This window comes from Mucilaginibacter rivuli, from assembly GCF_019391655.1.
Classification (GTDB): Bacteria; Bacteroidota; Bacteroidia; order Sphingobacteriales; family Sphingobacteriaceae; genus Mucilaginibacter; species Mucilaginibacter rivuli.
This window is the reverse complement of sequence record NZ_JAHXPQ010000008.1, coordinates 141,060-154,890: the sequence shown is the minus strand read 5'-3', so window position 1 is coordinate 154,890 and position 13,831 is coordinate 141,060. Positions and strand designations below refer to the sequence as shown.

The window sequence follows — 13,831 nt, the reverse complement described above, 5'->3', positions numbered from 1 at the left end:
TTCATTGTGAGGATAAAGTCACAAAAATACACCCCTTAAAATTAAATTTAAGTTAATAACATGTTATGAATAGGTGTATGATAAGTTTGTTACGGCTGCTCGTCGGGTGTGTTTTTCCTGTAAAACCAATAAACGGCCGCGCCTAAACACGTACCTATTAACAGGATGATAAACAGTGTAGCAAATGAGATGTTGATACAATCGCTATCGTATGGTGGGCCAGGGCCAAAGTAGGGGTTCTTATCCCAAAAGAACAGCCACATCAGGAATACAAATGTCCAGAGTACAAATATACCGATCAGCACGTAAGTGAGGTTCTTTTTATATGGCCAGGTTTCGCCGTTATTTTTAACACCGAAAAAAAGTATTAAACCTCCTATAACAAGCACCGCAATTAACGATAGGTTGACGATCAATAATATTTCACCATAAACAGGCAGTATAGCGTGACCGCAAGGGCTCGTTGTGATATGCTCCCAAAAATCACGGAAAGAAGGCTTTTGGTTATTTCTGAATGTATCCACCTTGGTTGTATCTATTATTGCAAACTTATAAATAAGTTCGTTCTTTAGCTCACCTGTTGTATTATCATCGCCAATATATTTTATGGCAACACCGGCAAGTGCATTTGCCAAAACAAAATCATATTTGCCGTTCAGTGTTTTATCATCATCAAACCATATGGTAAGCGGCGCTTTACCCTCATTTACCTTAATATACGCTGCCGATACATCATCATTATAATAAACTGCAGAATCGGCATATTGCTTTTGTATATCGGTATAGGTTATTGTAGGAGGGCTTGCTTTAGCTTTTTTATTCCATATCGACCCATAATAAGGTATGCCGAGGATAAACTTATTGGCCAGTATGCCCGATCCCAAATAGGTATTAAAACAGTTTTTTATACTGTAAGTACCCAGGCTTGTTAAGGTTGACATTGGCCCCGGCGCGTTTGGTACCTGCGTGAAATCTATAATGAAGTGCTTTACAACAGGAGCAAGGGTATTCAGATCATAAGCTGCAAACTTGTCATTAGCCGGAACGTTTATGCTGATACTAAAGTCTTGGGCCTTTTTCTTATACTTTCCATCAATTGCATTAATAAATTGTACAAATAGTGTTTTTGCACTTGAATTAACTCCTGTAAAGTTAATATTTATGCCATCTGCTTTTTTTATTTTCAATAACCTTTCCGATTGATTGATAAATGTATCTCTGCCGGCTTTGCTGGTTAATATGGTATTTGTTGTTGTTGCATTAGTATAAAAAGACAGTACCACATTGAGATGATGCTTTTTGGCACTGTCGATAATAGTATGATTTTTTCCTAAACTAAGCGGCCATCCATCTGCGTTTATTGCATACACAAGCGTTGTAATGAGTTTGTAGTTTATCGCATCAAACTTTATAGGAGCGTTGTAATCATAAAAGCCCAATACTTCCTTTTTTTGGCCTATGGTAAATTTCCTTACAATAAGTGAGTCTTTGTTTGCAGTATATATGGTATCGAATAAGGGTGCTTTGATCAGCTTTCGCAGTATATTGATCTTTTGCTGCATGGCATCTGTAACCGCCAATGGCTGGTCTTTTGGGGGAGGGGGGGGGATAACAACTTTGGGCGTATCTTTTTTTGCTGTGATTTTTTTGTTTATGGCATCAATTTGCTGCTGGATCAATTTAACTGCATTATCATACTTGTCTAATTTTTGGAGGTGCACATTTACATCCTGTTTATTAGCCTCGTAGCTTATCGAGTCGGCAGTGTATTGTTTATTAATAGCCTCAAGTAATGCCCTTACATCAGCCATTTGAGTGTTAATATCTTTTACAACAGGGGCGGCCGCAATCGAGTCGTTAATAATATAGCTATGTATCAGGTTTTCTATACGTATCTTCTCATTATTCCTGAATCTGAAGGGTTTTATTAGTTTAGCTAATAAAGCGGCTATATTCTTCTTATCCTGTGCAGCTTTTTTAGCAGCATCAGCAATTTTTTTGGCATCTGCTTTGGCCTTTGCATCGGCTGCCGCTTTTTTTGCCGCATTTATTTGGGCTATGGCTTTAGCTTTTATATCGGCTGCTGCTTTTTTAGTACTGTCAATTTGAGTTTGTTGATAAAGTACCGGTATTTTATCGGCAGGCGAAAAAGAGATATGAATAAGTATAATTGCCCATAAAGAAATAAATAGTATTAAGGGTTTACCCATGGTTTTGCCTGTGTCAAAATTTTATATAAAGGTTCAAAAAAAATATTTAAATGATATTTTTTTTTTAACCTTTTATTCGTAACGTTACTGAAGATTAGTGATTAAGGAGCGCATTAGTAGATATTTTATTCGTGTTTAATTTACTTAATTATAAATTAATCTTTCCCCGATTATAAATATAATTAATTTCAAGAGATACCCCCATTCTGAAATATATACATGTTTTGGCTTGGGTAATATTAAAATTATAAATAAAAATGATTTACGAATCGTTATCGTGCTTAACAGATGAGATAAATCAGTATTTCAAAAATAAGCTTAAAACGGCCGAAGATGCGGTTGTATTATCGGGCATTATAAACCAGGATGGCACTGTAGCCATTCAGGGCGAAAATAAAATTGTAGTAACACTTGTAAACGTTGAGAAAGAAGTATTAGGCTCGGGTACACCCGGACGATTGGCCGGTAACATAGGTACAAGCCAATCGGCACCGCTTAATATAAACCTGTACGTGTTGTTTTCGGCTTATTTTAAAACCGGGAATTATAGTGAGGCACTCAGGTTTTTATCGTTTGTTGTGGCTTATTTTCAGTATAAGAATGTTTTTACACAGGCTAATACACCAAAACTGGATGCCGGTATTGATAAATTGATTTTTGAAATGGCCAGTATATCGCCTGAGCAATTAAATAACATATGGGCATCATTAGGTGCCAAGTATATGCCATCGGTAGTTTATAAAATGAGGATGTTAACTTTTGATGAGTCGATAATAAAAGAATACAGGCCGGTTATTTCTGATGTTAATGGAAACAGCGGTGTATAAGTGCTATATATAAACCTATGAGATTTGCTTTTGACATATTAACCCAGGTGAAGTTTAGCCACAGCTATTTTTCGGATGGCGTGTTTGCTGGCCTGGATGTGAATATGGATATAGCCACAAAAAAAATGATGGATAACCTGGGCCTGATGTATAAGCCTTTTAAAGGAGGATTCTATATTTTGTTCGACAGGCATATTGTAAGTACCGAACGCAAACGGGAAGATGTACTTACAGAAAAGGTGATATTTAATTTTACACTGGAGCTTAAAGATCCGTTATTTTATAATTACACCGCCAACTTACCCCAGCAGATAGATAAATCTATTTACTATTTCCGCAACTCGTTAAAAACAACACCCGGTGTGGCAAACCCTTTACATAACGATGAGTTTGTTAACGAAAAGGATGTGGTTAACCTGTCAGACAAGAGGCATCATTTCTTTAAAAAACCATTCGCTAAACTTAGCATACTTGTTCACCCGGAGCTTGAAACACATTACGCTATTAATTTTGATGTGCGCCAAACGTACTGGCGGTATATTTTAGTGAGCGATTATTTGCACAAGCTAAGCAACCCCGCTATAATTGACGATAAAGACGGTAATATTTTTGGTGAGCAGTTTGACCTGGAACTGCCCGATACAAAAAGAGTCCGTGGTTTTGTATCAGCAAATAAAATGGCATTGAGCCAACGGCAGGCTAAAATGTTCCGCCTGGTCGAAAATTATGAAACCGGTGCTGCAAAACATAAAGATGTAATAGGGGCATTGCCTTATCCGGACGTAAGGTCAATATCGCGCCTATCAGTAAACAACACAAACCCAGCTAACTATTCAGACATTTTTATACATTAAAACAACTTAAACAACATGGCAGATTACAAAACCCCGGGCGTCTACATTGTAGAGCAAAACGCCTTCCCAAATTCGGCAGTAGCGGTAGAGACCGCAGTGCCGGTGTTCATCGGCTACACTGAAACAGCCGCATTTAATAATAACTCTTTACTTAACAAGCCAACACGTATTACGTCGTTTGCCGAGTATTTGGAAAGATTTGGCCCGGGGGCAAAGCCGTACAAACCGGTTTACACCGTTCATAAGGTTTTAGATGCTACCGCTATCGCCGCACTACAAGATCCTGCGAAAACAACAGCAACAGAAGTAGCAGCTAATGCAGCCGATAAAACAAAGGCAGATCATTTATTGGTGCTTAAAAACGAACAGTTGTATATTACCCCACCGGCACAACAACTTTACCTTTACAACAGCATCCGTTTATTTTATGATAATGGGGGCAGCGTTTGTTATATTTTACCGGTAGGTACTTACAGTGCTGCCGATGCTACTTTTAAAGTAAAAGCCGATGAAATTGCTGCTGCATTGGAGTTGCTGAAGAAAGAAGAAGAACCTACTTTGGTTTTATCTCCTGACGCGATATCATTAGGTGCTGATGCTTATAATACAGTATATACCTCTATACTGGATCATTGCAAATACATGCAAAGCCGTTTTGGTATTTTTGATTTAGCTCAACAGTCGGGTACTGTTGAAACAAAAGATATTGTTGACCCTTTTAGAGATAAAATAGGCATCAATAACCTAAACTATGGTGCTGCTTATTACCCATGGTTAAAAACCGCGGTTGTTACTGCTGATGAGATTGGCTTTGAAAACCTTGCCGGCGATGATCTGGCTACCTTGTTACCGGCTATTGAAACAGATGCACTGGCAATCATCGCTAAATATGCAAAAGATAGCGTGGCGCCAACACAAGATGATGTTGATAAAGCAAAAGCAGCTATGGATGCTGCAGTTACCGCTGCCAATGGAAAACCTGCGGATGATCCGTTATCAGTAACTGCTGCTGCCGATACAAAAGCATACAACGATCTTAAATCTGCTTTAGCTAACTGGCCAACTACACAAGGTGTAATAAAAAGCAATTACAATAAAGCCTTGAAAGCTGCCAGCCCAACTTTTGTTGCGTTGATGGACAAGATCAGGCTGATGATGAACGAATTGCCGCCAAGCGGTGCAATGGCCGGTATCTATACCGCTGTTGATACCAACAGGGGGGTTTGGAAAGCGCCTGCAAACGTTTCGGTAAATATGGTTAACGCGCCATCAGTAAATGTAACCAGCAAACAGCAGGAAAATCTGAATGTTGACGTTCAGGCAGGTAAATCAATCAACGTTATCAGGGCGTTCCCTGGTGTTGGTACCTTAGTTTGGGGTGGCCGTACGCTGGATGGCAACAGCCAGGACTGGCGCTACATCAACGTTCGCCGTACGCTCATCATGATAGAGCAATCATTAAAATTAGCTTCACGCGCTTATGTATTTGAGCCAAATGATGCCAATACCTGGATCACCGTAAAAAGCATGTTCGATAACTTTTTAACCAACCTATGGAAACAAGGCGCCCTTGCCGGTGCAGTGCCGGAGCAGGCTTATAATGTTTCGGTAGGCTTAGGATCGACCATGACAGGTAATGATATACTCGACGGAAAAATGCTGATCACCGTAAAAGTGGCCATCGTTCGCCCTGCTGAGTTTATCGAGATCACATTCCAGCAACAAATGCAACAATCATAATCAACCAAGTAACAAAATTTATCACTAAATCTTAAAAACATACAATTATGGCAGATGATGGATCAGCCCAATCAGCGGCAACGTGGCCTTTAGTTAAATTTTCATTCCAGGTAAAATGGGATGACAAGGAATTAATATTCCAGGAAGTAACAGGCCTTTCTTCAGAAACACAGGTAATTGAATACCGTGGCGGCAGCAGCAAAGTTTACTCGACAGTTAAAATGCCGGGTATACAAAAATTTGGAAATATTACTTTGAAGAAAGGTATTTTCAAAGGCGATACTGCACTATGGGATAATTACAACCTGATCAAAATGAACACCATTAAACGTTCAACAATTTTGATCAGCCTGCTTGATGAAACCAACGCGGTTGCCATGAGCTGGACGCTGTTAAACGCGTTCCCATGCAAAATTACGGTAACCGATATGAAATCGGACGCGAACGAAGTTGCTGTTGAAACAATGGAACTTGCGCACGAAGGTTTAACTATTAAAAAATAATAGCTGATGGCGTCAGATTACCCGTTATTGGGCCTTTTCTTTGAAGTGAAAGTGCTTAATATAAAAGGAATAGGCGCAGACGGCGAAGGTAGTTTCCAGGAAGTGACCGGCCTTAGTTTTAAGGTTGGTAGTAAGGACATGGAAGAAGGTGGCGAAAATAGGTTCATACATAAATTTCCGCTACAACCCAAGTACGATAACCTGGTATTAAAAAGGGGGATGCTGATAGGCTCCCCCCTTATTCAATGGGCTACAGATGCCGTAAGCAATTTTAAGTTCGAGCCAAAAACTGTGGTTGTAAAACTCAACAACTTAGTTTATTCTGATGCCAAAAAAGAGCCTACATTTAAAACCGTGGCAACATGGAATATTGTGAATGCCTACCCGGTATCGTTAAAGGTATCCGATTTTAAGGCGCAGGAGAACTCCATCGTATTAGAGACACTGGAGTTGAGTTATGATTATTTTACTTTAAGTAACTAAAATGCCGATAGAGATAAGAGAATTGAAGATAAGGGTTACTGTTGACGATAACGTGAAAAAGAAAAACGGTTTAGACGTTAAGGACATTGACGCATTAACTAACAGGATTGTGAAGGAATGTGTAGATAAAGTGATGGCCAAATTAAACAATTTAACAGAGAGGTAATATGCAAAACCTTGTTAAGTTAAATATTGCTGCTTATGAAGATCCCGCTTGTGTAGCGAAAAAAAAAGGTGAGATAAATGCCTTTATTAACCCGTCTACCTATAAGCGTAACTATAAATCTATTTACGAAACAACCAAAGAGGTAGAAGGTACCGCACCAACGCAGGTTTTTAAACGTATTGGTGAAAGCGACCTTAACCTGAGTTTTTTTGTTGATGGAACGGGCGTTGTACCGCTCGAAAAAAAGTATAAAACGGTTGATGCCTATATCGATAACTTTACCAACCTGGTGTACGGGTTTAAAGGTAATATTCACCGGCCTTATTACCTGCTGGTAACCTGGGGTAAGCTCAAGTTTAAAGGCGTATGCTCAAATCTTGATGTTACCTATAGCTTGTTTACCCCCGAAGGTAATGCCCTGCGGGCCACCATTGATATTGTACTTACCGAAAGTATCGATTATAAAACCAAGGCAAAAGAAGCTGCAAAATCATCTCCCGACCTTACGCATATGCGTGTGGTGAAAGCCGGCGATACCTTACCGTTAATGACTTACCGCATTTATGGCGACAGCTCGCATTATGTAGAGGTAGCAAGGAGGAATAATTTGAGTAGTTTTAGTGCCATAAAGCCCGGCGATGTTTTGTATTTTCACCCACTTGCATCAAAAAACTAAGCCATGCCTACTCCATCTCCGGTTGATAAAGCAGAAATAATCGTCACCCTTTCAATAACAATAGGCGGCAGTCCTATCCCTGATTATTATCCTGTAATATCTGTTAACATCAGTCACGAAGTAAATAAGATCTCATACGCGGAATTGGTTTTTGCTGATGGTGATATGGAGAAGGGAACTTTTCCCATCAGCGACAGCGCGAACTTTGCACCCGGTGGCGAACTTGAAATTAAAGCCGGTTATGGTGATGAGGCCGATCAGTCGATATTTAAAGGCCTCATCGTTAAACAAGGTATACAGATATCATTGTCAGGTTATCATGTAGTTCTTACGTGCAAGCATAAGGCAGTGCAGATGACTTATGTTAAAAAGGAACAGGAGTATTCGGCATCTACAGATAGTAGTATCATTAATACCATTGTAGGGACATACGGACTTAGTGCTACTGTAAAAAGCACCTCCGTTACACAAGAGTTCGTATTTCAAAAACTCGCTACAGACTGGGATTTTATCTTATCAAGGGCAGAGTTTTATGGTTATATCATCACGCTTGACGGGGATGCTATCACCATTGCTGAACCCAAAGTAGACGGGGCCGCTGTATTGCGTGTAGCCATGGGCGAGTCGATCAATAATTTTACAGCCGAGCTTAGTGCAGAAAAGCAAGCTACAAGCATAACAGCTTCTGCCTGGGATCCCAAAAACCTCGCGCTTTTAACGGTTACCGCGGCAGAGCCAACAGTAAATACACAGGGTAATTTAACGCCTAAACAACTATCGGGAAAGTTGAGCCAGGCTGCAATGGCACTAAACTCAAATACCCCTATGGCCAATGATGAGCTACAGGCATGGGCCGATGGTAGTTTGTTAAGGATGCGTTTAGGATCGATAAAAGGTGAAGTAAGTTTCCAGGGCAGTGCATTGGTAAAGCCGGGAACAATACTTGAACTCGATGGCGTAGGTGAACGTTATAATGGCAGTGCCTTTGTTACCGCCGTTAACCATTTAATAGAAGAAGGGACCTGGTTAACCACAACTAAATTTGGTTTGGATAGCATTCCCATTGCCGAGAAACCTAATTTTTCGTATCCGGTTGCTGCGGGGCAGTTACCTGCCATACATGGTTTGCAGGTTGGTACAGTTAAAAAACTTTTTGACGACCCTGACGGGCAGTACCGCATACAGGTTACACTCTCATCAAACGCGTCAACACAAACAGGTGTATGGGCGCGTATGGCTAACTTTTATTCATCGTCAAGTATTGGTGCTACCTTTTTACCCGAAGTTGGCGATGAGGTTGTTGTTGGTTTTTTAGAAAGCAATCCACGTTACCCGGTAATATTAGGCTCGCTATACAGCAGCGGCAGGCAAATACCTACGCCGCCGGCCGATAATAATAATTACATTAAAGCCATCCTTACCAAAAGCAAGCTGAAGGTTAGCTTTGATGACGAAAAGAAAATAACTAAAATTGAAACCCCCGGTAATAACTCTATCACGCTGAGTGATGATGCAAAATCGATCGAGATCGTTGATCAGAATGGCAATTCCATTAAAATGACATCGTCGGGAATTGATATCACCAGCGGTAAAGATATCAACCTCAAGGCAACCGGTAACATTACGCTTAACGCAACCGGTAAATTGAATTTGCAGGCCACGCAGGATACCGCGATAACCGGGATGAATGTTACGGCAACCGCCCAAATGGGTATTACTGCCAAAGGGAACGCCACTGCCGAATTATCGGCCTCGGGGCAAACCACTGTTAAAGGTGGTATAGTAATGATAAACTAAAATTGATAAGAATATGGGAATGATGGCCGCCCGATTAACCGATATGCATGTTTGCCCAATGGTAACACCGGGCGTACCTCCAATACCACACGTTGGCGGGCCAATTATAGGCCCCGGCGCACCAACGGTACTGATAGGGAAGTTACCCGCATGTGTAATGGGCGATAACGCGGTTTGTGTAGGCCCGCCCGATTCAATTATAAAAGGATCGGCTACGGTAATGATTTGCGGTAAACCGGCGGTACGTATGGGCGATAGCACGGCACATGGTGGTTCTATCGTATTGGGCTGCCCAACGGTATTAATAGGGGGATAGCGGCAAATGGCAGATATTGTAAAATCGTTTTTAGGCACAGGGTGGTCTTTCCCGCCAACTTTTTTAAAGGGCCCGGCGCAGGCGCTCATGGTATCAGAAGAGCAGGATATTTATCAAAGTATCTACATCATATTGAGCACAACACCGGGCGAACGCATTATGCAACCCGAGTTTGGCTGCGATTTGAACAGGCTGGCCTTTGAGATAAACGATTCTACGCTTATCGCAACCTTTGACCACCTGATTTACAATGCCTTACTGAATTTTGAGCCGCGGGTAAACTACCTTGATACCCAGATACTCGACCGTACCGAACTTGATGGCGTGCTGCATTTGCAGGTAAACTTTACTATTATAAGCACCAATACACGGCACAATATTGTGTATCCGTTCTACTTACAGGGTGAGGGTACCAATGTTTCTGCTTAATACCATATTGTAAAATGTATATTGATCTGTCAACTTTAAATGAAGGTATCACGCAGGATAAAAGGCGATTGCAAGCCCTTGCGCCCGATTTTATTGATATTGACGAACGCGATACGGATGAACTTTTAAAACTGATGACCCAATTTTCGGCACAGTTTAATTACTATAATGAAAGTAATACCATAGCCGGAAACTGGGAAGACTTTTTTAAATCGGATGTAAGGGTGTTGTTGGTTTTGATCACCAAATTCAACATGTTTGCTTATATAGATCAGTTTTCGGCATTCGAAAATAAACTGTTTACTGCTAAAAGCGATAAGGCATTATGCATGGCCTTGAAGGACCTGTTCAACTTTGTAATGGACGCCCTTAATATGCTTAACGACCTGCGTAACAGGCTGGTTTTAGCGGCAGATGGCAGTAAGATAATTGATGATGTAAATAGTGTAGTGAAAAGTTTTAACCTGGAAAGCTTAAAACTGATAGAATATAACAAGGAAGCCACTGCTAAATTTAAACAGGATTTTAAAATAAGCTATCCGGAATACCTTTCGCGCTTAAAACTGGAAGAAACGCCAGCTGATATTTTTGATAACGGGCAAAGCACTAATGAACGTATATTAAATGCGCTACCGGCTATAAAAGCAATATTTTTAGATTTGGGTACCAAGTTTAACGGCTTGTTGGGTGTAGCTACTTTTTATTATAAAAACAGGGACCTGCTTTCTAAAAAAGATGGCCAGTCATCCGGAGAAGCAGATCCATTTGGACAATACCAGCCACATATGGCGCTATGTATTGCATTTTTAGAGCTATACTCGGCTTTGCAAAAGCGGTTAAACCTCACCACTAAAAAACACCTGGACCTTTATTATAAAAGAATACTTGGCCTTGAGTTAAAACAACCTGTGCCTGATGAAGTGCATGTTGTTTTTGAAAAGGATGATGCATCGCCGGATGTGTCTTTATTGGCAGGAGAGGAGTTGTTGGCAAAAGTGCCGGATAGTATTGAGCAGGCAGTTTTTGCGCTTACTAAACCAACACTCATCACCGCGGCTCAAATAGCCGAATTAAAAACTTTGGTATTAGCCACCCACGAGCAAATAAGGAACGAGTTTGGCATTGTAAGCGAAGTGGAGGTTTACGATGGGGCATACCCATTCATTTCTGCAGCTGCATATCTTAAAAGTAAGATCCCGACAAAAACATGGCCTGTATTTGGCGAAGATCAGGAACTTTTAGCCGATGTGGACCGGACCATGAGGATGAGCACCCTGGGGGTATTAATATCATCGCCGGTATTGTATCAGCCGGAAGGGCGGCGAACCATATTATTTAGTATTTATCTTGATGATGCCTCATATGAAGGCCTGATGGATTATTTTACCAATTATTCGAAGGTTAATAAAAAAGATACCATGGCGGTTAGCCATCAATTGCTATCGGATGCTTTTATAATTAATTATACAGATACCAAAGGCTGGAAAAGAATAGAAAAATATAGTGCCTTTTTAGATGTTGCAGAACGTAAACTGGATATTGAGATACACATTAACAATTCGGATGAGTTTATTGATGTGTATAACCCCATTGTACATGGCGAAGATTATGATACAGAATGGCCAATTTTCAGGTTGTTGCTAAATACCTATTCTGTAAATAATCCTTTTACCTATTTGCGCAAAGTTAAAATGCAACGCATCACTATTATTGCCGACGTAAGAGGGAGCAGAGCTGTAAAGCTGCAAAATAGCGTAGGGCCTGTTAGCGCGGTAAGTACAAGCCAGATATTCGGCCCCATGCCTTCGGTTGGGTCATATATTGATATCAAAAGTTCAAACATTTTTAATAAGTACACAAAAACGTTTTGCATCAGGCTTGATTGGGTTGATCTGCCTAAAGAAGTTGGAGGATGGGAAACCTATTACCGGGCATACAATAACAAGGTCACAAACAAATCGTTCCAGATAAAGCTGAGCACGCTTAACGATGGGAAATTTGTTCCTAAACTAATACAGCAACAGCAAATGGCCCTGTTTGAAAGTGATGATGACGGCACTTTAAAAAACACCACACAATTACAGGATATTGATATGAAGCGGCTTTTTTTTAATAAGAAACCGCTTTTGGATAAACAAGATATAGTATCTGATAAAAACTTTACTGAAGGGGCTTTAAGGCTTGAACTGGTTGCACCTAAAGACGCTTTTGGTCACAGGCTATTTGCCCAGATATTCCCGGAAGTGGTGGTGTATAATGCCAAACATTCAAAAAAGCTCGAATTGCCTAATCAGCCTTATATACCTTCCATACGATCACTAAGTATTGATTATGTTTTGGAAGACTCTGAAGTGTTGGTGGTTAAAGATAAAAAGGCTGCAGATAATGACCTGAAATTGTTTCACATTTACCCTTTTGGGCATGTACAGCTATATCCCGGTAAAACACAAGCACCTTATAGTTTAATTCCTGATTTCGATCAGAACAATAACCTTTTTATAGGTTTAACCGGTGTAAAGCCGGGGCAGGTGCTATCTATGCTCTTTCAGTTAGACGAGAAGAATTTTTCTAAACTCGCAGAAACCAAAACCCAATGGAGTTATTTAGATAATAATGATTGGGTAGATTTTGCTGAAGAGGATGTTTTATACGATGCAACCAACAATTTTATTAATACCGGTATTATCGAAATAAGGTTACCAGATGGCTTTAAAACCGGCAATACCATATTGTCATCCGGCTTATATTGGTTAAGGGCATCATCAAAAAATAATATTAAATCAAGCATCAGGGGTATTTATACACAGGCTGCACGTGCAACCCGTATAGTGAGCGATACTTCGTCTGTGCTGAATTTGCCGCAGGGCAGTGTAAAAATATTTAAACGGAAAATTCTGGGTATTCAGAGCATTACTCAGCCATTTCCTTCATTTGGTGGTAAAACTGCCGAAACAGATGTGCAATATTATACCCGCGTAAGCGAAAGGTTAAGGCATGGCCAAAGGCTTTTAACAAACAGGGATATTGAGCTGTCTATACTGCAGCAGTTCCCGGAGATATTTATGGCCAAATGTATTGATCCTAAGCAATACAGCCAGGAATATATAGAAAAATACCGCCCGGGCTTAAGAGTAATACTTGTACCATTAGAACAAACAAATGGCCTTTTCACTACAGAACGCCCCGGTGTTAATTTAGATGTAAGGTACCGCGTTAATAAGTTTTTAGAAAGATCAACGCCATCATTTTTAAACATACAGGTTAAAAGCCCGGTTTATGAAACCATAAAGGTGATATGTGCCGTGAAATTTAAATACGATGGCGGTATAACAGATACCGGCATGAATATGGGCAAACTGAATGATGATATAAAACGGTTTTTATGCCCGTGGTTATTTGAGCAGGGTGCCGAGTTTAAAATAGGTTCCGGCATTTACATGGTAGAGCTGCTTAACTTTATCCGTAATCTGCCGTATATTACCGAGATCTCAGATTTTTCGCTTGCTCATTTTTATTTTGATGAAGAAATAGATAGCGAAGGGATAAAAGCGCGTGTTAATTACTCGTATAAAGATAACGTTTATATAAAAGGCTCTTTGCCGCAATCTGTGTTGGTGCCTAACAAAAATCATCTCATTACATTAATTGGCACTAATGATAATAGTGATACCAAAAAAATTGGGATAAGCGAGTTTGCCATAATGGACGAACTGCTGGTTGATGAGGACGATAGTGTTGATGTAATAATGGAGGCAGAGCCCACACATGATATAAAAGCCGATAATGATCTGGATTTTTTTGACCTCGTAGTATCTCATAATTTAGATTAA

Annotated in this window: 12 protein-coding genes; 11 read left to right on the top strand and 1 reads right to left on the bottom strand. The window is 40.2% G+C overall.

The annotated features are described in order from the left end of the window. Nucleotides 1-89 precede the first annotated feature (89 nt). On the bottom strand, nt 90-2,210 hold the full coding sequence (locus KXQ82_RS17890) for a glycoside hydrolase family 18 protein (protein WP_219489871.1): 2,121 nt from the start codon (nt 2,208-2,210) through the stop codon (nt 90-92). Nucleotides 2,211-2,467: 257 nt separating this feature from the next. Between KXQ82_RS17890 and KXQ82_RS17885 the strand changes: the two genes are divergently transcribed. Genes KXQ82_RS17885 through KXQ82_RS17835 form a run of 11 tightly spaced genes read left to right on the top strand, consistent with a single transcriptional unit; the run spans nt 2,468 to nt 13,831 of the window. Continuing rightward, nucleotides 2,468-3,037: a Pvc16 family protein gene (locus KXQ82_RS17885; RefSeq protein WP_219489869.1), complete on the top strand. Its 570-nt coding sequence runs from the start codon at nt 2,468-2,470 to the stop codon at nt 3,035-3,037. A 17-nt stretch (nt 3,038-3,054) separates the two neighbouring features. Beyond that, nucleotides 3,055-3,891 carry a hypothetical protein gene (locus KXQ82_RS17880; protein WP_219489867.1) on the top strand — a complete coding sequence of 279 codons (837 nt, stop codon included), beginning with the start codon at nt 3,055-3,057 and terminating at the stop codon, nt 3,889-3,891. A 15-nt stretch (nt 3,892-3,906) separates the two neighbouring features. Further along, nucleotides 3,907-5,631 carry a phage tail sheath family protein gene (locus KXQ82_RS17875; RefSeq protein ID WP_219489865.1) on the top strand — a complete coding sequence of 575 codons (1,725 nt, stop codon included), beginning with the start codon at nt 3,907-3,909 and terminating at the stop codon, nt 5,629-5,631. Nucleotides 5,632-5,678: 47 nt separating this feature from the next. Beyond that, nucleotides 5,679-6,134, top strand: coding sequence for a phage tail protein (locus KXQ82_RS17870; protein WP_219489863.1), 456 nt, complete (start codon nt 5,679-5,681; stop codon nt 6,132-6,134). Nucleotides 6,135-6,140: 6 nt separating this feature from the next. Continuing rightward, nucleotides 6,141-6,617, top strand: coding sequence for a phage tail protein (locus tag KXQ82_RS17865; RefSeq protein WP_219489861.1), 477 nt, complete (start codon nt 6,141-6,143; stop codon nt 6,615-6,617). A 1-nt stretch (nt 6,618) separates the two neighbouring features. Continuing rightward, a complete protein-coding gene (locus KXQ82_RS17860; protein WP_219489859.1) occupies nt 6,619-6,783 on the top strand; it encodes a DUF5908 family protein in 165 nt (54 codons plus the stop codon). Between the two features lies 1 nt (nt 6,784). Then, the gene (locus tag KXQ82_RS17855) at nt 6,785-7,459 is read left to right on the top strand and encodes a CIS tube protein (protein WP_219489858.1); all 675 of its coding nucleotides are present in this window, start codon (nt 6,785-6,787) and stop codon (nt 7,457-7,459) included. A 3-nt stretch (nt 7,460-7,462) separates the two neighbouring features. Continuing rightward, nucleotides 7,463-9,256: a type VI secretion system tip protein VgrG gene (vgrG, locus tag KXQ82_RS17850; RefSeq protein WP_219489857.1), complete on the top strand. Its 1,794-nt coding sequence runs from the start codon at nt 7,463-7,465 to the stop codon at nt 9,254-9,256. 13 nt (nt 9,257-9,269) lie between these two features. Beyond that, complete coding sequence (locus tag KXQ82_RS17845) at nt 9,270-9,572, top strand: PAAR domain-containing protein (RefSeq protein ID WP_255563715.1); 303 nt, start codon at nt 9,270-9,272, stop codon at nt 9,570-9,572. A 6-nt stretch (nt 9,573-9,578) separates the two neighbouring features. After that, nucleotides 9,579-10,001, top strand: a complete 423-nt coding sequence (locus tag KXQ82_RS17840; protein WP_219489856.1) for a GPW/gp25 family protein — start codon at nt 9,579-9,581, stop codon at nt 9,999-10,001. 14 nt (nt 10,002-10,015) lie between these two features. Then, the gene (locus KXQ82_RS17835) at nt 10,016-13,831 is read left to right on the top strand and encodes a baseplate J/gp47 family protein (protein WP_219489855.1); all 3,816 of its coding nucleotides are present in this window, start codon (nt 10,016-10,018) and stop codon (nt 13,829-13,831) included.